Origin of the sequence: Enterococcus sp. LJL51 (assembly GCF_049894025.1) — a bacterium.
In the GTDB taxonomy this organism is placed as follows: Bacteria; Bacillota; Bacilli; order Lactobacillales; family Enterococcaceae; genus Enterococcus_L.
In genome coordinates this window covers 45429-67847 of record NZ_JBNEQE010000020.1, presented here as the reverse complement: position 1 = coordinate 67847, position 22419 = coordinate 45429, and the positions used below count along the sequence as shown (strand labels likewise).

Sequence of the window (22419 nt, the reverse complement as noted above, 5' to 3'; positions counted from 1 at the left end):
TGCTGTCAATGGAGCCCTCATCTTTTTCCAATCGAAGCTGCCGTTGGCCATTGCCAATACCCTGGATATGATAGGAACTGTCACTAATGCGACCGAGGCATGGACAGGAAAAGAGCTGATTACTGGAAGAAAGCTATCCACAGGAGAGCGAATACTCAAAGTCTCGTTTGCGGTCTTGGAAGGATTTATGTTAGGCTATAACGGAGCTAAGACGGTTAAGGGAAAAGTAACTAAGGTTCCGGAAATAGATGGGGATGCAGGAAGTACGTATCATGGACAGACGGTTAGAGGGAAAAACTATCATGTGAGAATTGGCAGTAATGCTGAAAATCATTTGAAGAATGCTGAAAAAATTACCGGAAAAACAGTAAGTGGCGGACATAATTTGAAAAAATTTGAAACAGCACTATTAAGTTTAGACTCTACTATTGGTTTAGATGATTGTATTTTGAGAAAAACACCTCATCCGACTATTTCTGGAGTTTATGAAATTGAATATCAATTACCAATGCAAGTTTCTGGAGGAGCATTAGCGCAACCGATTAAATATAAGAAAGTACAATACCCTAAAACAGTATATGACCCGAATATGATAAATGATGCTCAAATGATAGCATGGGGGAAGGAAGCCATGCAGAATGGTATATTTAATCAAAATACTGGAGAAATAATAGGTCATGCTTCTAATGGTTTAAAATTTAAAGGTTATATAAAAGAAGGTGCAGTTACTAACTTTTATCCTATACTAAAATAAAGGAGAAATATATGTGTAGAGTTATTAATGATAAATCAGAAATAGAAAAGTATGTATATTCATTTTTCTTTTGTATTTCTGATATACAATTACAAAGAATATTATCTAGGTTTGCAAGAAAAGAAGGTTTCGGTGAAGAATTTATGGGATTTCTATTTAGTGACGAGATTGATGAATCATTCCACGCCTATGGAAAATTAAAAAATAATCAAATTCTATTTTCAATTGATCAACCAGCAGCAAATGAAGATTGTGAGGCATACTTAAGTTTTGAAGAATTTTATAAGTATATTGAAACAGCTATTAACAGGGTAATACAAGATGGCTATGAAAAATATGATGAATTGGAAATCAGAAAATTATTAGCAAAAGTCAAGCAAGCTTTAAATGTGCTACAGTAGGAGAATTTAGTAATGAATACTATTTAAAGTAATCTACAGTTCATTAAAACTAGTTAGTTTAATAAGTAAAAAAATTAGGGACAGTATTAGTATTTTTATTAGCACTGTCTTTTAGTATAAAACATTCGAGTGAAGGAAGTAGTTGAGTGGTCTACAGCCAAGAATAAACTGACCCAGACACTCCATTGCCTGATTTGGCAGTACAAAGACGACCACATGCAACTATAGGTGGAAAGTATGGAGCAAATCACGGAGATTCCAACCATTATCCAGATGTACACCAACACGTATTTACTTCTCAATGGGATGGAAGTATATTTTTATGCAATTTAATATGTCGAGGCTTCTCGATATATTTTGAAACCTTTTATAAGGCGCTGAAAGAATAGACTTGTGGAAGCTATTCCTTCAGCGCCTTTTGTCCAATAGTAGCGTTAGTTACCTTAATTTTGCCCCGTCATAATCACCGGACCTTCCTTAGTAATTGCAATAGAATGTTCATATTGAGCACAATACCCGCCGTCAATCGTACGGGCAGTCCAACCATTGGGGTCCATCACCATTCGCCAAGTACCAGTTGTAATCATTGGTTCAATGGTCAGTGTCATTCCTTCCTTTAAACGCAGTCCCTTTCCTGCAATTCCATAGTGAGGAAAGAAAGGCTCCTCATGGATTGTCGGGCCAATCCCATGTGCGATAAAATCTCTGACAACACCATATCCTTTCGACTCTGCATAACTCTGAATTGCATGACCAATATCACCTACCCGGTTGCCAATTTGTGCTTGTTCAATCCCTAAGCGTAAGGCTTCCAGAGTAACCGCCATTAATTCCTGATGCTTTTCGGATATCTCTCCAACAGCATACGTCCAACAGCTGTCTGAAATAGCCCCATGAAGATCCACACAAAAGTCTACTTTAACAACATCTCCAGATTTCAACCGATAGTCCGATGGAAACCCATGGCATATTTCTTCATTCACACTAGTACAAGTAGCATATTCATAGCCCTCAAATCCAATTTGAGCAGCTGTCGCACCGGCTTCCTCTATCTTCTTATGAACAAACGCATTGATTTGATTCGTTGTAATTCCTGGTACAATCAACTCTCTCAATTGTTCATGAATACCAGCTAAAATCGCTCCAGACTCCTTCATCTGCTCAATTTCTCTAGTTGATTTTAATGTAATCATTTAAAACGCTCCTCTACTAATAATATGTACACGCTTAGGTTGCAGCAGAAGTCTTCTGTCTCGAAAACCAAATAGGTATCGTTCAACATCAGCTCGTACCTCACTATGTATCTTGGCAATAATGAGTAATCGAGACCTATTACTATCGCAGACCCTGCTTTTTCAGCGAAAGACTAGCTGGATTATCTCACTTTAGCTACAATCATTCAACCATTTTTATTTTACACTGCTTCCCAATGCAAGGGCTGCTACATGAATAAACGAAATACATCTATTATTTATGGGTCTTCACGTAGACCTCAGAAAAATGAGATTTTTTACACCTGCCGGCAATTCAGGTTTGGGAAATGGCATGCATCTTTTTTACAAACTACATATTATTGAGGAGCTTTGACATAAGCTTGTAGGAACCTAATGCTTTGTCTCGAGAATTGCTAGGCTCATAGAGATAGCAAGCTCACTACACTTCGTCCCGCTAGCATCAACTTCTAAGTGCTAAGAGTTGAAGTTCTCGGAAATAAGCCGAATAATCTCAAAAATATGCGGCGCTCCAGGTCGATATCAATCCACAACTACTCAGTTCCCTCGTAGTGTTTCTTGACAAGTTTCGGCTTATCCTTCTTATTACTGTAAAATACAGTGAAAAACGAGCTGACATGAAACTTATCTACTTGCTTCTCGAAGGTAAACACTTTCAACCTCGCCTTTTGTAGAAACAAAAATAAGCGAGTGGAACAATAGTCAGAAGGAAATCTGATTATTATTCCATTCACTTTTTCACTCTTACAACTGTACAACATACAGCTTCTTTTTACTCATTCAGCTGTCACTGACCACTGAGTCTTTTCTACTTATACCATACATAGACAACCTGAGTTTCTACAGTTCAACAAATAAAAGAAATGGCTAGGCTTAGATACGTCTGTTTCACAATATACTCCTGATTTTCCGATTACCTCAAATTAGAAAAAGCACCAAACTTAGTCATCAGCTCATCGAAGCCTGGTACAGTTTCTTCTCTGTTCCAGTCTCTTTGCAGCTCGCAGGCTAATTGAGCTATCGTTGTTAACTGGGCACCGGCTTGTTCTACACGGCGTAAGGCAGTCTCGTGAGCCAGTAAAGAGGTTCCTCCAACCGCATCTACGATGGGATAGACTTCATAGCCTTCCTTCAGTGCATCCAACGTTGGAAAGGTTAGGCAAGCTTCTGTCCATAAAGCAGCAATCAGGATTTTTTTACGTCCGAATGCCTTTACAGCAGCATTATACTCCTGATCCTCCCAAGCGTTGATTGAGCTTCGATCATAAGACTGAACGCCATCACCAACAGCTCTCTTCAATACTGGAATTGTATCAGAATTCCAGCCTTTCTCCACATTCACCGTTGACAGCACAATAGGAATACCGTAAAGCTTAGCTAGTTCAATCACAATTTCAGTATTGCGAATCAGTTCTGAACGATTCATTGAATTAATCGAATTGATTTGTGTCGGTTGATAGTCAATAATTGTTAACACCGTATTTTCCGGTGAAAGCAAATGATCTTCTGTTCTTTTTTCATAGCTTGACATATACTCCACTCCTCTACTTTCGTTATCCTTATTGTACTGCGGATAAAGAAAAAGCACGAATCATCTGCTGTAGAGCAAAAATAAGCTGCTTTTTTTTCTAAGGACAAGTTATAATTATTAACAGCACATGCAGAAGTGAGGAAATGAAAATGAAAAAAACACAAAATCTATACCCGTTTATAATTTCAAACAGGACATTACAAGTAACTGCTTTACTTATTAGCTTACTGTTATTTTCCAGCTGCAGCAGCAGTAAAGATGTTCCTTCGTTATCAACCAATAGTAGAAGCCAACAAGAGATGATGTCTTCATCTACTGCAAAGTCATCTGCACGAGAAAGCAAGACGCAAAGCTCAAAAAGCGGCACCATAGAAAAAACGAGCGAGACACAGAACAATGCGTCACATTCACAAGAGACAACCGAAACAAGTACTTCAACAAAAGAATCACTGTCTCCCGAATCAGTTGCTCTAGAAAATTATTATGACTTGGATATGCCCATAAAAGTTTTATTGGCAATGAGTACAGCCAGCTACACCGATGGGGGTGGAAATATTATCCTAGCCGAAGACTTCGAAACCTATATAGATATTCACCAATACTCTTATCGTCTTAACGGCTCCATTTTAGAGGTTGCACAGCAAGAACAAGGAGGTATTCACTTTTATCGGTTTGAGACAGCTGGTGACACTATTGAACCTCTTTTTCATACAGTAATGATTACGATGGGACCTGAGAGAGGGGCTCCTGGAGAGTGGGATTCTATGAACCCCAACCCGACTAAAAAGACAGTATTGTATAAAAACTATCTAGAAAATCAGGATTTGTATAATCATTTGATAGAAAAAGCTTCTCCTGATGAAAATATTTGGTAGATTCTTTGGCGTTTCAAAATGCCTATCTTAATTTTTTGTTGTATTTTTTTCAAGCCACAGATTAGCACAACTAATGTTTTCTATCGCTCTGCTTATTTGGATGAAAGAGTGAAACAAAAAGAGCGTCTGTTTCGCTCCTTTTACTATCCTCCTAGCAAGCGTACAAAAACACCTCAGCACTCTTTTGAGCTTTGAGGTGTTTTTGTGTGCGCTGCTATCTGAGCCTTTCAAGGATATCGTTGGAAAAAGCTTCTCCTGTATGTCTATTTATAATAAACTTCATCAAGAAAAAGCCCTTGTGACGGCACCGTCATTCCGGCATCACTTCTAATTTTCCGTTCAAATACCTCATCGATTGTTTCTAATTTCATCGTTCCTGTACCAATTTCCAACAGTGTCCCCATAATAATTCTCACCATTTTGTATAAGAAGCCATCTCCAACAAATGTAAAATGAAGCAAACCAGCTTCTTGTTGAATCGAAAGCTCATTAATCGTTCGAACGGTTGATTTTTTTGTTTTTTTAAGAGAAGAAAAACCAATAAAATCATGTGTCCCTATTAATTTCCGACAAGCCTCATTCATCAGCTCAAGGTCTAACGGCTCTGCATAGTGAAAGCTGTAATTCCGTTCAAATGCAGAAGGAATCACTTCATTCCAAACATAGTAGCTATATTTCTTCCCCGCTGCATTATATCTGGCATGAAACCGTTCTGGCACTTCTTCCAATTTCTTCACCACAACATCACGAGGCAGCTGGTTATTTAGCGTTGTCAGCATCTCTGCTAAATCCACTGTCGCATCTGTTTTAAAATTTGCAACTTGTCCTTTAGCGTGCGCTCCGGCATCTGTTCTACCCGAGCCGATAATTTCAATCTTCGTTCCAATAATCTGGGAAAGAATATGCTCAATTTTCCCTTGAATCGTTTTGTCTGAATCGCCAAGTCTTTGCCAACCAAGATATCTTCCGCCGTCATATTCAATAGTTAATTTAATATTTTTCATCGTGTTTCTCTTACCCCTCATTATTTATTTGACTGTTTCACAGACGCTGCTAACGTTTTTTACGATATGAAAAAAACACAGTCTGGCCATTTTATGTTTTAGACCAGGTTGTATGCCAATCACTCATCACCTTGAAACATCTTTTTAAAGGCTATTTCTTTTTTTATTTCTCTACAATCCAGACTTCACAATATAACGTATCTTGATAGGCGAAAATTGTCAACTAGAATTAGGCGTATCTGAAAGCTTTAGAGTTGAATCGTTATATAGACTAGTTCTTAAAGATAAGTGAAACTAGTTTTTCCAAGAAATAGTTATCAAAACAGCGCATACCATTCTGTTACTATAGTTTATATGCCGCCTAAGCTGTGTTTCCTTTCTTAATTTTCACAATAATCTCTGAAAAATTCAGAGACCACTCCACTTTTTAACGCCCTCTAGCTTAAAATAGGAACTACTTTGTCTATTAATCCTCCTTCACGTTTTAAGAAATGCAACAAAAATAAATGTAAGAGCTACTTAGCTTTGTAAACCAGAAGATTAATGATAAAATAAAAGAATCGTGTCTACGAAGGAATTTGTCTGACCGTTAAGGTTTGGTCCTTTAAAACTGGTGTTTATGGACTGGTTAGATATAGAAATCTGCAAAAGTTTTCTATATCCTGATTTCTTCAAAAAGGAAAAGGAGATAGCGAACAAAATGACCTACGCATTAGAAATAACAGATTTAAAAAAAGTATATGCCTCCGGCGTCGAAGCGTTGAGAGGAATTAACTTAACCGTAGAAGAAGGCGACTTTTATGCTCTCTTAGGTCCAAACGGTGCTGGAAAATCAACCACAATCGGTATCATTACTTCCCTTGTCAACAAAACTTCAGGGAAGGTGAAGGTTTTCGACTATGACCTGGATACAGAGCTAGTGCTCGCCAAGCAGCAGATTGGACTGGTCCCTCAAGAATTTAACTTCAATCCCTTTGAAACAGTCCAGCAGATTGTTGTAAATCAGGCTGGCTACTATGGGGTCTCTCGCAAAGAAGCTTTGAAGCGCAGCGAAAAGTACCTGAAGCAGTCTGATTTATGGGAAAAGCGCAACGTGCGTGCTCGAATGCTTTCTGGCGGAATGAAACGCCGGTTGATGATTGCCCGCGCCTTGATGCATGAACCTCGCCTGCTTATTCTGGATGAACCAACTGCTGGTGTAGATATTGAGTTGAGACGTGAAATGTGGGATTTCCTAAGGGAATTGAATAACAGCGGTACGACGATTATTCTAACGACTCATTATTTAGAAGAGGCAGAAATGCTCTGTCGAAATATTGGAATCATTCAGTCTGGGGAGCTGATTGAAAATACTAGCATGAAGACGCTTCTATCAAAGCTGCAGTTTGAAACCTTCATCTTTGATTTGGCTCCTTACGATAAGCAGCCTGAAATCACTGGTTACAAGAGCGCTTTTGAAGATGATCAGACCCTAGCTGTAGAGGTTGAGCGCAATCAGGGCTTGAATGATTTATTTGATCAGCTTACGAAGCAAGGTGTCCACATTCTATCCATGCGTAATAAGTCCAATCGTCTGGAAGAACTATTCCTAAAAATCACAGAAGAAAAATCAATACGTTAGTACAAATAAGGAGAACAAAAAATGTTTAATCTATATTTCACTGCTTTAAAAAGTCTGGCAGTAAAAGAAACGAATCGTTATCTGCGCATCTGGGTGCAAACACTGGTGCCGCCTGTCATCACCACATCCCTGTACTTTGTCATTTTTGGAAACCTGATTGGCGGACGAATCGGACAAATGGCAGGCTTTTCCTACATGGAATTTATTGTTCCCGGTCTCATCATGATGTCGGTAATCACCAGCTCTTATTCTAATGTCTCTTCTTCCTTTTTCTCTCAGAAATTCCAGAAAAATATTGAAGAAATCTTAGTTGCTCCAGTCCCTACACATATTATTATCTGGGGCTTTGTTATCGGCGGGATGGGACGAAGCATTTTAGTCGGCACACTTGTCACTATTATCTCATTGTTCTTTGTGCCGCTTCATGTATACTCATGGTTCATCGTCATCCTTACCTTGCTTATGACTGCTATTTTATTCTCATTAGCCGGCTTACTAAACGGGATTTTTGCTCAATCCTTTGATGATGTATCAATTGTCCCTACATTCGTTTTACAACCGTTAACTTACCTTGGCGGTGTATTCTATGCTATTTCTATGCTGCCGCCTTTCTGGCAGGCTGTTTCAAAAGTTAACCCTATCGTCTATATGATTTCAGGCTTTAGATACGGCTTTCTTGGTGTTCAGGATGTTCCAATTGTCATTTCGATGACGATTCTCATTCTGTTTATCACTGTACTTTATGCCGTCTGCTGGTACTTGATTAACAAAGGCCGAGGCTTAAGAAGCTAACGAAAAAATAGTCAAATAAAAAAAGCATGCCCTGAAGGTTGTTATGTTTTACAACTTTCAGGGCATACCTTTTTTTATTTGACTATAAGAACATACTTAGAACAGCTCTTTCCAACACTCAACCATTTAAATCAAAATCCAGCGTTTCACGTTCAGCACCATTTACAATCAGTGTAATGGTATGCTGCCCCGGATAATGCTTTCTGGTAGTTAAATCTGCAAAAGAGTGCGTCTTGCTGTATAGTTTTTGCTCTCCTTCTTTTAGCGAAAGCTCAGATATTTTAAAGATTTTCCGATTTCTTTTCCCATTGGCTTTTACATAATCAATCCCATATTCCAGCCGAATCTTTGTCGCCTCATTTGCAGAAAGAGCGACTGAAAAGCTGAGCTCTTCTCCCTTTGAAATAACGTCATTTGCTAAAGAAAAATCCTCAATAATTATCGCTGAAGCATCATGATAACCAAAAACTGCCAGTACTTCTTGATTGCCTCTTTTTAACAGTGTCCGACAGCCATGCTTCAAAATCCAGTTTGTCTGCTCATTTTCGCCATACCACTCCCTAGCGAGCTCCATGACAAGTTCTGGATGGGTTTTAGAAATATCATTCAAATTATTAGCAACACTTTTCCGAACATATAGGGAAGGATCAGTCTTTAGCTGTTCTAATATAGGCAGTACGGGAGATGGATCTATTTTATAAGCACTTAATGCCACACCCCAAGGCAGCTGAGGTCGACAGCCTTCACTTGCCAGTCTGCGAATATGTTCATTTTCACTTTGGGACCAGCTTCTCATCTGCTTCATCATTCGTTCGCTATCTTTTATGATAAACGGCCGTACAGCAAATTCGGAAGAAGAATACACCGTATATCTTTCCAGCGCCGCTACTGACAGCGCCCAATCAGTATCGCTTTGTCCATAAACCTCAACAAAATCAGGAAATAAGATGCCGAAAAAACCAGAGTAGTTTGCAACAACCTTATCGAGCACCGTCAATGCCTCTTCATAGTCGGAAGGCAGATAATTCCCTAAGCTTGTGCTGATTTTCCGCATCCTAGCCTTCAATTCCAAATCCGCCCATGCGTCATCTATGACTTCTGATAAAAAGGACTCGATTGGAAAGGTAGGATAAACAGTCTGGATATCCTCTGCAAGACCGTTAATTGATTGCTGATTGTACATATTTTTCAATAAATCTGCCATAACTGATTCTCCGTTTCTTCTAGCAACACTAGATATCCTGCTTTGGGACATCGTTTATGAGCTTTCTCCTATTTCCCAATAACTAGTCTTCTTGTATAAACCGCCTGTCCTGAATGCATCACTGCATCATCAACAGCTGAAACCAAACGAACCTGTCGTGTAACCGGCGGTGTCCAGCTTTTGTCAATGACTTCGCTAAGCTGTTCTTCTTCCACTGTTTCTAAATAGGTGTTCGTAAGATTTACGCTGGCTGTCAGATAATCCAGCAGCAGGTTTTTATCTGTTACAACTACTTTTGCCGCTTCTTCCGGTGTATGCCGCCAATCCTCTGTATCATCTGGCAAATCCAAGGCAAATTTATCGCTCCAGCCTGCTGCCAGCCATAGCGGTTGGGTCTGATTTAGGTCTGAAATCTGAAAATCCAGTTCTCGTGCCGTGTGCCATATTAGCCAAGTTACTGACTTAATCAGCGGTGCCGGCATCGTGTTTGCCTCTGCTGCACTCATCTGATTAAGAGTTTCTTCAAAACGTTCCTGTGCGCGCTTTAGTGTATCCACCGTTAATTGTGTTATTTTCATCATAATCCTCCTCCATTGTCTGAAATGAAATTGCTTGTCACGGATCATAAGTCCTTACAATAAACACTCTACTACAGGGTCTATACAACCGCAAATATCCAGAATTTTTTTGAACATACACAATCCTTCACCCAAGCTTATTCATCGAACAAATGATTCATTCAATAAAGCTGACAAGGTTTAGAGAGCTGCAACTTATGAGTTCAGGCTAAACCGCAGCCTTTTATTTAATCTGCGCTTAAATATTCATTGTAGATTGCCAAACCAAATTGGTTCATCGCCGGAAACTGTTCCCCTTCATTACCATCCTGCGATAGGATAACCAGTATATATGCCTTGCCATTCTTCTCAAAAATACAGGCATCGCTTTGTACACCATATTCGGAGTATTCACCGGTTTTGTTATAGACCGTTACCTCAGCACCGATTTGCGCCGGTAGTTTTGTCCGGTTTTGACCGCCTGCAAGTACCATAAGCATTTGCTGATCGTAGACAGGGGAAACCGCCTGCTTATGATAGATTGCCGTTAATAATCTTCCCACATCCCCAGCCGAAGTGTAATTATCTAAACCGCTAGCTAATGCTGCTGTATCTAAAAAGCGCCGTTCAAATCGAGTATTCAGATAGCCTTGCTGCTGAATGAATTGATTAACCGTCCCTGTACCACCTAATATGTCTAACAAGATATTACTGGCTGTATTATCGCTCACCGTAATCATATAATTAACTAGCTCTTCATACGTAAACAAGCTGCCTTCCGCCATTTGTTGAATCACTCCAGAGCCGCCAACCTTATCAGATGCTTTTAACGCATAGCTTGTATCTAGTTGAAGCAGCCCTGCCTGAACCTGATAATAAAACATATCCATCAGGAACAGCTTGATAATACTAGCTGCTCGAATCGGGCTGTCGCTATTTTCCAGATAGATATCCGCTACTTGATTGACATCTGCGACATAAATTCCTTTTTTGCCAGTTAAATGACTAACTGATTCATTGGCAATTTGACTGACCCTTGTATGGAATACTGCCTCCGGTTCCGCCTGATTACTGGAAGACTCCGTACTGCTTTCAATAGTTTCTGAAGAAGCTTCTATTGCTTTGGTTGTCGATACTTCCGTACTTTGCACGGACGACACTTGAGGCTCTCTGCTGCTTTCAGTTGTAGAAATCGTTGCGGTCTTGTCAGGCAGCTGAAGCCGCCAATACATCGCACCTGCCAATAGTATACCTAAACCCAACAGGCCCAATAGCAGACGCACCCCTTTTATTTTTTTCACTCGCTCAGCTCCCTTTTAGCTTTTCTATTTCTCTTTTTCTCTACTGCTAGTATACGAATTGGATTATGTATTTATCTATAAAAATGGTGAATAGATTTACTCGATACACACAAATTATCTTCCTCTCTACTTCTTACTACAGGCAGCAGTTACTTTTCGGAGGATTGCACAGTAAAATGCCCCTTCAATTCTCCTGCATTATTAGGAGATTCCCATTTGTACTGTCTCCTAAATTCACTAAAACAAGTGTTTTCCCAGCTCTCGTAGTCAGCATTTTCACATAACGAACATCCTCTGTTCCTGGAATTTCAATCTGTTCTTTGAGAACTTTCCCTTCCTCTTCACGAAGCCGAATCAAGCGTCGGTCGCCATCTTCCGGCGTAATCATAATAAAATTATCCGTCATCTTGACGACTTCTCGATTGTCCAAACTCAGATAAGCGACTCTCAGTCTCTCTTTCGTTCGATAATTATAGATATAGTATTGCCCTTGATACACAGACTCACTTTCTTCATCATCCGGGATTCCCGGTTCTCTTTCCAGCTTTTGTGGAATATATAGTAAGTATGAGTCTTTCCAAAGATATCCTTCAATCCGATCCCACTCTTCTTTATCTAATTCACTTATATCCATATATGAATTTCCCAGCTTTACTTCAAAAGAATTTTCGAAAATCTCATTTTCTTTTTCTTTCTCCAATTCAATTTGCGCCTGTTCTTCTTTACTAATAACTAGGTCCAAAGAAATATAGTCCATCTCATCTATGTACGCCTCCCCATAACGAATCCCTAAGATACCTTCTTTAATCTGAAATCCGATACTTCTAAAAAGCGGAGCCTCATGTAGAGTCGCAATCTCTCTGGTCTCAACATGCTTGGTTTTACTGTTAATAGTCATAAGTAAATAATTAAAAACACCATATCCTGTACTCGATTTTCTAATTTCCTTAGCAACAATCAAATACAAATAATCGCCAATACGTAAATCCGCTTGGATTTCATTTGAGGCCAAGGACAAATCAGTAATGTGTGTAAATTCTCTACTTGCTGTATTGTACTCGTAAATTTCATCGCGGTAGTTTTTAGTCAGCCGCAATATAAACGAATCGTCAGCCCATCCATAAGTCTTCCTGAAGGTCAGCCCTTCAAACTGGTAATTTGAAAATGTCTGATTACTGGTTTCCAATTCTTTATTTACGTCCTCTTCTCCTATAGTGAAGACTTCTGTATTTTTTATATTGATTGCTTTCACACGGTCTTCTGTACAACCGCTCAATAAAAGCAATACCAACAACCCGAGAATCGTTATTCTCCATTTCCTTTTGTGTTTCTCTCCCAACAGTCCTTCTCCTTTTTGTTCATTTTAAGAAAGTATAGCATGTAAGAAAGCCAGCTTCCAGATGATACTCAAGGAGGAATTTATCAAATCCTATATACAAATAACACTCAAAATGGGAAAAACGTCAAGCTAAATAGTAAGAAGCTAAGCTCTAAGAGGTATAGGAACATAGTAATGAATCTGGAACCTAACTAAATTCTCAAACTTTTAATATGTTTAAAACCGAATAAACAGTGAGACAGTCACACATACGGGCACTGAACTGCGACGAGTAACCGCAGGAGCACTCACAAAGCACTGAATTGCGACGAGTAACCGCAGGAGCAGCTGCTTCGGCAATACGTCAGAATTTAGCAAACATTTGTGGCGCACCAGGTAGGAAGCCGTCAACATCGAATGGTTTACCTTCATGTTGACTGTCATTTTCGTAATTTCCTGCTTATTGCTTTGAACCACTGTGATTACTTACTACGTAAGTAGAACAGATGCTGAAAAGTACCTACCTGGTGCTTTGAACCACTGTGATTACTTACTGCGTAAGTAGAACAGATGCTGAAAAGTACTTACCTGGTGCTTTGAACCACTGTGATTACTTACTGCGTAAGTAGAGCAGATGCTGAAAAGTACCTACCTGGTGCTTGAAGCTAACGATTTCTGTTGCAACCTCGTAATATATTTCAAAAAGAAAAGAGATATCCTTTAAGAAAGCAACAAAAAAGCTAGGCAAAAGTGAAGCAACCCCCAAAGGTTAGATTTTTGGTCTAACTTTTGAAGATTGCTACAAAGTGCCTAACTGTTTTTCATTTCTTATTGAAACAAAATCTGACAACTAACTTTTTTACTGCCAACACTAATCTGCAAAAACGTTGCCCCATTCTGCACGCTGGTCCAGAAATTCTTGCGCTAGTGCTTGGGCGCCTTCTAGCGTATGACTATCTGCCCAGCCGCATTGAACCGGATTACTTGCCGGAACTTCAGTTGCCTGTAGGACATCCTTCATCGTTTTTTCTAAAACCTCCATAACTTCATCAATGTTGTCATGGTTTAATACAGTTAAGTAAAAGCCGGTTTGACAGCCCATTGGCGACCAGTCCACAATATAATCTGCGTGATTGCGGATTAATTCTGCGGTTAAGTGTTCCAATGAATGCAGCGCCGCCATTTCCATGTGCTCTTTATTCGGCTGCTTCAGGCGAACATCATATTTTACAATCAAATCTCCATTAGCCCCTGTTTTTTTATCCGCTACACGGATATAAGGTGCCTTAACCTTCGTATGATCCAAGTTAAAGCTTTCAACATTCATTCTCATATTGTTCTTCCTCCGCTCATTTTTTTGCGATGACCAGCCAAACAAAGCGATTCATTTGCCGATACATCGTCCGAAAGCCGTTCCTAGTGAAGCTCTCTTCCAGGTCTGATAGTAACGGATAATACTCCCGCTCCAAATCTGCTGCAAGCTGGTGCTCCCCCAAGGCCTTTTTCTCTTCCAATATTTTAGCATAAGTGTCCTGAGATAGAAACATCGTATCACCGAATATGATTTTCCCATCATTCGGCAGCAGCTGACTGTAACGCTCAAGTGCCCTTGTTTTTTCAGCAGCAGTCAAATGATGAAACACTAAATTTGAAACAATCGTATCCACCGCTTCCGGTAGTTCAGGAAAGTTTTCCATATCCCCTGCTAAGAAATTCAACTTTTGAAGGCTTGCCTTTCTTTTAGCAAGCTTGCGCATTTCCACAGAAGGTTCTACTGGATACACAGTCTTTCCAGCAGCGACTAATTTTTCCGTCAAATTGCCAGTACCGCTTCCAAACTCTAGCACAACATCTCCAGCAGCTGCGGTGATTTCATCCAATATTTTCCAATAGTCGGCAAACACTTCCTGATACTCTGGATTACCGCCATTGACCTCATCATCATAATCTGCTGCCCACTCTTCAAAAATCGGCATAAACTCCAAACCCATACCTAAACACCAGCCTTTGCAAGTCCTAGTTTCAGATCAGTTAGCAAATCCTCTACATATTCAAGCCCTACCGATAAACGGATTAAACCATCCCTAATTCCTGCTGCTTCCCTTTTTTCTTTTGGAATAGACGCATGGGTCATAACAGATGGAACCTCTACCAGACTTTCCACACCGCCCAAGCTCTCGGCTAAAGTGAATAGCTGCAGGGCCTCTACAAATGGTACCGCAGCGCGCTCGTTCTTTAGTTCAAAAGAGACCATGCCGCTAAAACCACTCATTTGTTTTTCTGCCAATTCATGTCCTTTATGGCTGGTTAATCCAGGATAATAAACTTTAACGACAGCAGGATGGCTTTCCAAGAATTCCGCCACAGCTAATGCATTACGCTGATGTTCTTCCATCCGTACACCCAACGTTTTAATTCCCCGCTGCATCAGCCAACTATCCTGCGGACCTAGAACAGCTCCAATCGCATTCTGTAAAAAAGCAAGCTCTTGTGCAAGCTGAGAATCATTCGTTGTCACTAACCCAGAGACAACATCACTGTGTCCGCCAAGATATTTTGTTCCACTGTGAATCACAATGTCTGCCCCTAATGCCAAAGGCTGCTGGAAATAAGGAGTTGCAAAGGTATTATCCACCATGACTAATAAATTCTGCTTTTTAGCAAGAGCCGCAGCAGCCTTAATATCAGTAATCTTTAACAGCGGATTGCTTGGGGATTCCAAGTAGAGCCCCTTAGTGTTTGGCTGTATCTTCTCTTCAATAGCTGCTAAGTCACTGGTATCGATAATTGTATATTCTAACCCATTTTTAACGAACACTTTCTCAAAAATACGGAAAGTGCCGCCATAAACATCATCGCCCATAAGCAGATGATCTCCTGGAGAAAACAGGGACAAGACTGCATGGATTCCTGCTAAACCAGAGCTAAAAGCAAAGCCCTGCACACCACCCTCCAAATCTGCGATTAATTCCTCCAAGGCATGACGGGTTGGATTGCCCGAGCGGGAATACTCATATTCCTTCGGTTGTCCAACCCCATTTTGCTTGTAGGTGGAGGTCTGATAGATAGGTACGCTAACAGCTCCAGTCGTTTTATCTTCTGAAATTCCGCCATGAATCAGCTTCGTATTGATATGCATATTAATAATCCTCCCGTGAATAAATATTTTTAGATAAATAACGTTCGCCCCCATCAGGAAAAATCGTCACAACCTGACTACCGGCCGGCAGCTGTGCTACTTCTGCTAACGCTGCCTGCATTGCGGCTCCTGAAGAGCTTCCCACTAAAAGTCCGTGTTCTTTTGCTAGTCTTTTTGTCATAGCAAATCCTTCTGAATCACTGATAGTTGCATATTTGGTAATGGGCAGTCCTTCCAGAAAAGTCGGCATGAACTCTACGCCAATACCTTCAATTTCATGGCTATGACTAGATCCACCATTCAAAATAGAACCTTCTGGCTCTACACCAATTAAACGAACGGCTGTATTTCTTTCCAAAAGGTAACTGGCAACCCCGCTAAACGTCCCTCCGCTGCCGATTCCCGCTACAAAACTGGTGATTTCCGCTCCGACATCAGCGGTTATTTCTGGAGCAAGTGATTGATAATAGGCTTGAGGATTGGCAGGATTTTCAAACTGCAGCGGTAAATAGCTGTCTGGCAGTTCCTCCTGAAGCTCTCTTGCTTTGGCAATCGCACCTGTAATCCCTGCTTCAGTAGGTGTATGAATAATTTTGGCTCCCAAAGCCTGCATTAAGGCTTGTTTCTCTAGACTAAACTTCTCTGGTACGACAAAAATTGTTGGCAACCCAACAGCTAAAGCTGCCAAAGCAATTCCGATACCTGTGTTGCCGGCGGTAGGTTCGATAATCGTTGTCTCTCTAGTTATCCTGCCGCTGGTCAATCCTTCATTGATTAGATAAACACCTAACCGGTCTTTAATACTGCCGCCGGGATTCAAATATTCCAGCTTAGCATAAACCGCAGACCCTTCAGGGATTTCAGGAAAATCGTGATGTGTGAAGCGCAATAACGGCGTATGACCAATAGCCGCTTGGATAGAATTAATAATCATTGTAGGCTCCTTTGACAAATTTTTGAAAAACAAAAAAAGGCGCTGACTATTAATCAGCACCTTGAAATTCCGTTAGACTGACACCAGAAGAGGCTAAACTCCTACTCCGAGTATCAAAAATAAGCGAAAATTGGGCAGTTAACAGGCATGACAAAGCGGTATGCTGCTTTTTAGCACCATACAACAACAGCAAGATTTAACTGCAAAATTTTTGCTGAATGTCATGTCGATTCCCTCCAATTTTTTTGTTCTTATGATGTTGAACAGATTAACATGGGAAAATAACTCTGTCAATAAATAACCTCTGTTAAATATCTGAGGTTCTGGTAATCTCATTAAGCACTTAGACTATTCAGCACTAAAAAAAGCCTCGGTCCGTACTTCCTTCCACTTCATCATAGCTGGATAAAACCTGTTTACCTTTTTCTTGCCCTCTTTCTTGCCCTCCATTACTTAGCTTTCGTACATTGACGCCATCTCATGTATTCTGCGCTTGATTTCTTTGCGAATAGACACCGGCTCTAAACATTCGCATTTATTCCCTAAGCTAAGAAGGATACTGTAGTAGTAGTTATTTTCTATGAAAGGAAAGCGGACAAGATAATGCTCATCACCGTCTGGTAAAAACTGTTCATATGTACAATAATCAAGGACACTATCCATGATGGACTTATGGATTCGAATAGTGATTTCTGTCTGCATGGTCGCCAGAATATCTGTAAAATCCAACTGTGCACTTTGATATTCCCGCGGTGAGAAAATTGCTTCCTGCATGTTCAAGCTTGACATACGGGATAACCTGAATAAGCGAAAATCCTTTCTTTGATAGCAGTATCCCTGCCAATACCAATGACTATTTTTCAATACCAACTGATAGGGCTCAGCGGTTCGAGTCGTCTCATTTCCGTAGCGATCTGCATAGTCAAAAGAAAGCAGTCTGTTTTCTTTTAAAGCTGCTTTGATTATTTCTAAATATGACTGTATGTTCTTGTTGCCCATCCATGGGCTTAAATCTATAGATAACTGATTGGACTTTAACTCAATATCTTTTGCTTTATCAGCCGGGATAAAACTTTTGACCTTTGCAAGGGCATGTACCAGTTCATCCCCCCACATCATATTGGACAGACTGGAAAGCCCCATCATGAGAGCAGAAAGCTCATCCGTTGAAAAGACCTTTTTATCCAGCTTGTAATTCTCCATGATTTCAAAGCCGCCGCATACTCCCGATGTTGAACGAACAGGAACTCCTGCCATGTTGATGGAGTCTATATCACGGTAAATCGTACGGGTTGAAACCTCAAACCTGTCAGCCAGCTCTTTTGCACCTATACGCTTTTTATCTAGCAGTATCATAATAATACTAACGAGCCTGTCTACCTTCATTGGATGGCCGCCTTTCAAAATTTCTTTTTAGTCAGTATAGATTGTTGCCATACTGATGTCAACAATCTCCTCGTATAATAAAGGAGTAAACAAATCAAACATTATATACCCTACAAAATTTTATGTGGAAGTTATAGACAATTAGGAGGAGACATTATGAAAAACAAAGCATTAGTAATTATCGATATTCAAAATGATATAACAAAAAATTACAAGGATATCATCGATAACATTAATACAGCGATTGATTGGGCCGTTGACAGTAATATGCATGTCATCTATATCAGGCATGAAAATTTATCAGCAGGGACAAGAACCTTTAAAACCAATACTCAGGGTGCTGAATTAGCTCCAGACTTGAAAATTGTATCGGAAAATGTTTTTACCAAATATAAAGGCAACGCATTGACTAGCGAAGAATTTGCAGACTTTATTAATGCTAATGAAATCAACGAATTCTACCTGACAGGAGCAGATGCTGTCGCTTGTGTTAAATCGACCTGTTATAACCTGCGCAAAGCAGACTATGGCGTCACGATTTTGTCAGACTGCATTACCAGCTACGATAGAAGGAAAATTGACGAAATGATACGTTATTATGAAAGTAAAGGCAGTACTATTTCTTGCCTGGATGAGTTATTGGTTTGAGTAAATTCTATAGCAGCTGTATCATAAAGCGATGGCCGTCTCTCTGTTTGTTTATCGATAATTTTTTATAAAAAAAATCAGTTATTTTAGAGTAGCGTAACTCTAAAGTAACTGATCTTTTTGATTGGAAAACACAATTGATTCCAAACAATTCAATCTTTCATTTTTTGCTCCGTATAATTGCTAATACCAATCTAAAATGTTGTTAATTTTTCACTATTGCGTGTTAAGCTTTCCTTCGCTTGAGTTCCCCATGAACCTTTTAGCGAACTAGATAAATCACTCCCTACACCATCCAAACTTCCTTTAGTCACAGTCAAGGTATCTTTAGTACTTTGTTTTAACTTTTCTTTTTTCGTTTTCACTTTTGCATGTGCTGTACTTGCGATAGAAGATTGAATAATCATTTTTTCTATTTGCTTCATCATCTTTTTCGCCAGTGCTTCTATATCAACTGTTTCTTTTGTCATTTTTCCTCTCTTCCTATTTCCAATAATTGCTCTTCTAATTTCTCCCGTTTTCTCTGATATATTTGCTGATTTTTTTCAAAGTCGGATGCCATTTCATCTAACTCACTTGTCAAATTTCGTTTCACTTGTTCCTCTGTCATAAAATGCCCACTTGCTCAGCTAATTCTTTGTCCGTTGCTAATTGCTGTGCCACGCTTGATTTAATCTGATTCACTAATGAAACAAAGTCTGCACCAATTGCTGCAATTTCTGCAAAGGTACTTTCCAGCTCTGCAATTGGTTGAACAACCAGTGTCTCTTTTGTACATCCTCCTGACATTAAAGCAGAAAGAATTTCATTCTCTTCTAAATGTGCTCCTACGTCACGGGCAGCCGCAAGCGTCTCTTCCCATAGCTTTTCAATTTCTCCTATTTCTTTTTTGTACTCTACAGACAAATCTTGAATCGCTTGTTCCACTAACTGATAAACCCCATTCACAACTGCCAATACACGCTGACTGTCTAAATAAGCTTCTTCAGAGGCCGATAATCCACCGCCGCTTGTTTTTAATTTCTTTGCCAATATATCTAACGTATTCAGCTGACCTTGAATAAATATCTTGGTCTGAGCAGTCCTTATGCCGATCATTTTTCCTTGCGGCACACGTAGATTTCCATGGTCGTCATAATCATAACCACCCCACATATGACGGTCAACTAATCCCACATCTTCTTTGGAATCTACAGGGATAATGATTCCTATACCTTTGAGATCGTACCCGATAGGAACATAATCTTTCATATCGACATAATTAAAAATACGCTCCCTCAGCTTATCTGCCTGCTTTTTCTGTTTATCTGACAACAAGCCATAAATATTTGGTCCTTGGTACAGATAGGCACTACGAATACGTTCAGGATAATTACTTGCAGAAACTGCATATTGACCATTCATAGACCCTAATGAGTGTCCGTAAATATCAAAATAGGCATTCTTATACAAAGCCATTTGTTCATTCAGTGTTTCCGCAGCCGAAATCAATTGAGGTGTTGGACCTGTAAAATTATTCGTTGCGATTTGTTTAGCAATAGCGGCATCATTATCTAACCAATCCTTTCGGACATCTGAGAAATCATTATTCCAAGGATTCACAATATTGCCCGCAGAAGGAGCGGTAGATCCTCGATATAAGACTGTTACGTTACCCACACTCGCTAAATCTTCTGAGGTTGGATTTTTAGGTAGCTTCTTATCAGTAACAATATAGGCTTGTTCACCGGTTTCCTTGTTATTTACTACTTTTGAGACGTAGCCCATTTTGCCTTTGTCAGGTATATTGACAATTGCCCCTTCTTTATAATTCGAATACTGCTTCCAAGCGATATTATTTCTATCTTCATCAGTTAAATAATTATCATTCATCGGAATCACCACTTGTTAAATAATCATCTAATTCTTTAGAAAAATCTACTCCAGTAGATTCTAAGTCACTATACTCTTCATCTTCCGCTCTAATATACTTTCTAAAACCAGCAGAAAATGAGAGTTTTTCATTCCCATTAACGAACCCCTCAAACATAATTCCTCCCATTGGATTATGTTTTACGGTAGAATAATCAATGTCAATCGTCTCTATCTTTCTAAATGAATCATCTTTTTTTATTTCTTCTTCTACCAATGATTTATTCTCTCTTACAACCTTCATCATTTCATCATTAAACTTTTTTTCATCCATATATACTTTCACTCCAATTCCTACAATAATCACCAAAATTAGCCCGACAATTTTATAAAAAACACTCTTTCTTATCCTTTTTATTTCTGAGCTAACTGTATTGTTTTTTTCAGTTTTATTATGATTATCCATAGATATCATTTCTCCTAGTTTATTTCTACTTCTTTATAAAATAATTAATTATCACTTAGGTTCATAATGCTTAATAAATCGTCTAATTTTGAAGAAGCACCTCCTGAGCTGTTATCCAAACTGCCCTCATAATCTTTACTCAAAGTTACATGAATATAGAGATTCTCGTTATTATTAATAATTAGAATGAGCATAATCCCTCCCATCGGATTATGTTTGACAGAATTGTAGTCGATTTTATAACTTTGAATAACTCCATTAGGCGTAAAGGCACTAGGATCATTATTAATTATAGTTTCTTCATATATTTTCTTAGCTTCATCACTATTCACAACCTTCATCATCTCATCATTAAAATTCTTTTCATTCATATATACCTTCATTCCGATTCCTGCAATGATTACGACAATTAATCCAACAATTTTATAAACAACACTTTTCCTTATCCTTTTTATTTCTAAATCAGTTGTGTTTTCTTTTTCATTTTTCGTTTGATTAACCATAAATAGCCTTTCTCCTAATTAATCATTCATTTTTAACTATCTTGCTTAATAGCTCCTCTATAATATAGATATACAAAATTTTGTTGCTTTTCATTATTAATTTCATAAGATTAAATAACTTTTTCAAATATATGTTATTTTTTGTGAAAATTAATACTCACACAGAGTATCACGTAATCTGCTAACTTTCAACCTAAAGTGGTAGACCACATTCTCTGCCTATTAATGACAAAAAGACCAATCACCGATTCATGATGATTGATCTTCTTGGTTCTTAAGTAGACTGCGTTTTCTCAACTTTCTATACCTATCATGTTGCTAAACAGCTTACTTATTTATGCTAGGATTTACGATAACGTAAGCCTAAGCCTTTCAAAAAATTACGCGCATATTTATCTCCGCAAGGCTTAAAATTGCGATGCCCTTCTTTTCTCAAAATAGCACTCATTTCTCCTTTTGAAGGATAGACACCAGCTTCAGCTAAAATATCCAACAGGTCGTCGCTGGTCAAGGCTAAGGCAATCTTCACTTTTTTCAAAAGAATATTATTAATGTGGCGAATTTCATTGCTTTTTAATTGTGGGGTATCAGCTTTTCCATTCTTAGGCTCACCACGTTTTAAAGTAATAAATCCATTCAAAAACGTATCCAGTACTTGATTATTAATCGTTTTGACATAGATATTCTTTTCAAAATCATCGTGTTCTTCATGCTGCTGGCTGTTTTCTTTAGTCAGCATTTCTTTCACTTCTTCTTTAGAAACAACTAATCCACCTAGTTCAAAAGCTTTTACTATATCTGCATCCTTCATGTCCAATGCATATCTCAGACGCAGTAATCTATCATTATTATTCATTCGCTTCCTCCATCGTTTTCCAGATACACTTACTATATCATAAAAA

Annotated in this window: 24 protein-coding genes; 6 read left to right on the top strand and 18 right to left on the bottom strand. The window is 39.0% G+C overall.

Annotated features, from left to right (window positions below; translation table 11 throughout):
• Together ACPWSO_RS15655 and ACPWSO_RS15650 are read left to right on the top strand one after the other, a co-directional pair.
• A partial coding sequence (locus ACPWSO_RS15655; RefSeq protein ID WP_426084520.1) for an EndoU domain-containing protein occupies positions 1–754 on the top strand: 754 nt, incomplete at its 5' end.
• 11 nt (positions 755–765) lie between these two features.
• Positions 766–1155 carry a hypothetical protein gene (locus ACPWSO_RS15650; RefSeq protein ID WP_426084519.1) on the top strand — a complete coding sequence of 130 codons (390 nt, stop codon included), beginning with the start codon at positions 766–768 and terminating at the stop codon, positions 1153–1155.
• Between the two features lie 443 nt (positions 1156–1598).
• Here ACPWSO_RS15650 and map read toward each other — a convergent pair whose 3' ends face one another.
• Together map and ACPWSO_RS15640 are read right to left on the bottom strand one after the other, a co-directional pair.
• Entirely contained in the window at positions 1599–2348 is a 750-nt protein-coding gene (gene map / locus ACPWSO_RS15645; RefSeq protein ID WP_426084518.1) for a type I methionyl aminopeptidase, read from the bottom strand.
• A gap of 952 nt (positions 2349–3300) precedes the next feature.
• On the bottom strand, positions 3301–3918 hold the full coding sequence (locus ACPWSO_RS15640) for an isochorismatase family protein (RefSeq protein WP_426084517.1): 618 nt from the start codon (positions 3916–3918) through the stop codon (positions 3301–3303).
• Between the two features lie 149 nt (positions 3919–4067).
• Between ACPWSO_RS15640 and ACPWSO_RS15635 the strand changes: the two genes are divergently transcribed.
• Positions 4068–4793: a hypothetical protein gene (locus ACPWSO_RS15635; protein WP_426084516.1), complete on the top strand. Its 726-nt coding sequence runs from the start codon at positions 4068–4070 to the stop codon at positions 4791–4793.
• Between the two features lie 263 nt (positions 4794–5056).
• Here the strand turns inward: ACPWSO_RS15635 and truA are convergent, their stop codons facing one another.
• Complete coding sequence (gene truA, locus ACPWSO_RS15630; protein ID WP_426084515.1) at positions 5057–5797, bottom strand: tRNA pseudouridine(38-40) synthase TruA; 741 nt, start codon at positions 5795–5797, stop codon at positions 5057–5059.
• A 700-nt stretch (positions 5798–6497) separates the two neighbouring features.
• On the opposite strand from truA, the gene ACPWSO_RS15625 reads away from it, so the two are divergent.
• On the top strand, positions 6498–7418 hold the full coding sequence (locus tag ACPWSO_RS15625; RefSeq protein ID WP_426084514.1) for an ABC transporter ATP-binding protein: 921 nt from the start codon (positions 6498–6500) through the stop codon (positions 7416–7418).
• Between the two features lie 21 nt (positions 7419–7439).
• A complete protein-coding gene (locus tag ACPWSO_RS15620) occupies positions 7440–8210 on the top strand; it encodes an ABC transporter permease (RefSeq protein WP_426084513.1) in 771 nt (256 codons plus the stop codon).
• A gap of 118 nt (positions 8211–8328) precedes the next feature.
• Here ACPWSO_RS15620 and ACPWSO_RS15615 read toward each other — a convergent pair whose 3' ends face one another.
• The 9 genes from ACPWSO_RS15615 to ACPWSO_RS15575 all read right to left on the bottom strand — a co-directional run bounded on the left by ACPWSO_RS15615 (position 8329) and on the right by ACPWSO_RS15575 (position 18049).
• Positions 8329–9414, bottom strand: a complete 1086-nt coding sequence (locus ACPWSO_RS15615) for a DNA alkylation repair protein (protein WP_426084512.1) — start codon at positions 9412–9414, stop codon at positions 8329–8331.
• Between the two features lie 68 nt (positions 9415–9482).
• Positions 9483–9992 carry a DinB family protein gene (locus ACPWSO_RS15610; protein ID WP_426084524.1) on the bottom strand — a complete coding sequence of 170 codons (510 nt, stop codon included), beginning with the start codon at positions 9990–9992 and terminating at the stop codon, positions 9483–9485.
• Positions 9993–10219: 227 nt separating this feature from the next.
• A complete protein-coding gene (locus tag ACPWSO_RS15605; RefSeq protein WP_426084511.1) occupies positions 10220–11272 on the bottom strand; it encodes a serine hydrolase in 1053 nt (350 codons plus the stop codon).
• A gap of 184 nt (positions 11273–11456) precedes the next feature.
• The gene (locus tag ACPWSO_RS15600; protein WP_426084510.1) at positions 11457–12611 is read right to left on the bottom strand and encodes a hypothetical protein; all 1155 of its coding nucleotides are present in this window, start codon (positions 12609–12611) and stop codon (positions 11457–11459) included.
• Between the two features lie 850 nt (positions 12612–13461).
• Positions 13462–13923 carry an S-ribosylhomocysteine lyase gene (locus ACPWSO_RS15595; RefSeq protein ID WP_426084509.1) on the bottom strand — a complete coding sequence of 154 codons (462 nt, stop codon included), beginning with the start codon at positions 13921–13923 and terminating at the stop codon, positions 13462–13464.
• A 16-nt stretch (positions 13924–13939) separates the two neighbouring features.
• Positions 13940–14581, bottom strand: coding sequence for a class I SAM-dependent methyltransferase (locus tag ACPWSO_RS15590; protein WP_426084508.1), 642 nt, complete (start codon positions 14579–14581; stop codon positions 13940–13942).
• Between the two features lie 2 nt (positions 14582–14583).
• Complete coding sequence (locus ACPWSO_RS15585; RefSeq protein WP_426084507.1) at positions 14584–15729, bottom strand: cystathionine gamma-synthase; 1146 nt, start codon at positions 15727–15729, stop codon at positions 14584–14586.
• Position 15730: 1 nt separating this feature from the next.
• Positions 15731–16663: a PLP-dependent cysteine synthase family protein gene (locus ACPWSO_RS15580; RefSeq protein ID WP_426084506.1), complete on the bottom strand. Its 933-nt coding sequence runs from the start codon at positions 16661–16663 to the stop codon at positions 15731–15733.
• A 453-nt stretch (positions 16664–17116) separates the two neighbouring features.
• Positions 17117–18049, bottom strand: a complete 933-nt coding sequence (locus ACPWSO_RS15575) for a helix-turn-helix transcriptional regulator (protein WP_426084505.1) — start codon at positions 18047–18049, stop codon at positions 17117–17119.
• 156 nt (positions 18050–18205) lie between these two features.
• Between ACPWSO_RS15575 and ACPWSO_RS15570 the strand changes: the two genes are divergently transcribed.
• Positions 18206–18697 carry a cysteine hydrolase family protein gene (locus ACPWSO_RS15570; protein ID WP_426084504.1) on the top strand — a complete coding sequence of 164 codons (492 nt, stop codon included), beginning with the start codon at positions 18206–18208 and terminating at the stop codon, positions 18695–18697.
• Positions 18698–18891: 194 nt separating this feature from the next.
• On the opposite strand, the gene ACPWSO_RS15565 is transcribed toward ACPWSO_RS15570, so the two are convergent.
• The 6 genes from ACPWSO_RS15565 to ACPWSO_RS15540 form a co-directional block, all read right to left on the bottom strand.
• The gene (locus tag ACPWSO_RS15565; RefSeq protein WP_426084503.1) at positions 18892–19167 is read right to left on the bottom strand and encodes a hypothetical protein; all 276 of its coding nucleotides are present in this window, start codon (positions 19165–19167) and stop codon (positions 18892–18894) included.
• Entirely contained in the window at positions 19164–19307 is a 144-nt protein-coding gene (locus tag ACPWSO_RS15560) for a hypothetical protein (protein WP_426084502.1), read from the bottom strand. Before ACPWSO_RS15560 ends, ACPWSO_RS15565 begins: the two co-directional genes overlap by 4 nt.
• Positions 19304–20569, bottom strand: a complete 1266-nt coding sequence (locus ACPWSO_RS15555) for a hypothetical protein (protein ID WP_426084501.1) — start codon at positions 20567–20569, stop codon at positions 19304–19306. The genes ACPWSO_RS15560 and ACPWSO_RS15555 overlap by 4 nt, the downstream gene beginning before the upstream one ends.
• The gene (locus ACPWSO_RS15550) at positions 20562–21014 is read right to left on the bottom strand and encodes a DUF1310 family protein (protein WP_426084500.1); all 453 of its coding nucleotides are present in this window, start codon (positions 21012–21014) and stop codon (positions 20562–20564) included. Before ACPWSO_RS15550 ends, ACPWSO_RS15555 begins: the two co-directional genes overlap by 8 nt.
• A 44-nt stretch (positions 21015–21058) precedes the next feature.
• On the bottom strand, positions 21059–21517 hold the full coding sequence (locus tag ACPWSO_RS15545) for a DUF1310 family protein (RefSeq protein WP_426084499.1): 459 nt from the start codon (positions 21515–21517) through the stop codon (positions 21059–21061).
• 340 nt (positions 21518–21857) lie between these two features.
• On the bottom strand, positions 21858–22373 hold the full coding sequence (locus tag ACPWSO_RS15540; protein ID WP_426084498.1) for a DUF1456 family protein: 516 nt from the start codon (positions 22371–22373) through the stop codon (positions 21858–21860).
• Positions 22374–22419 lie beyond the last annotated feature (46 nt).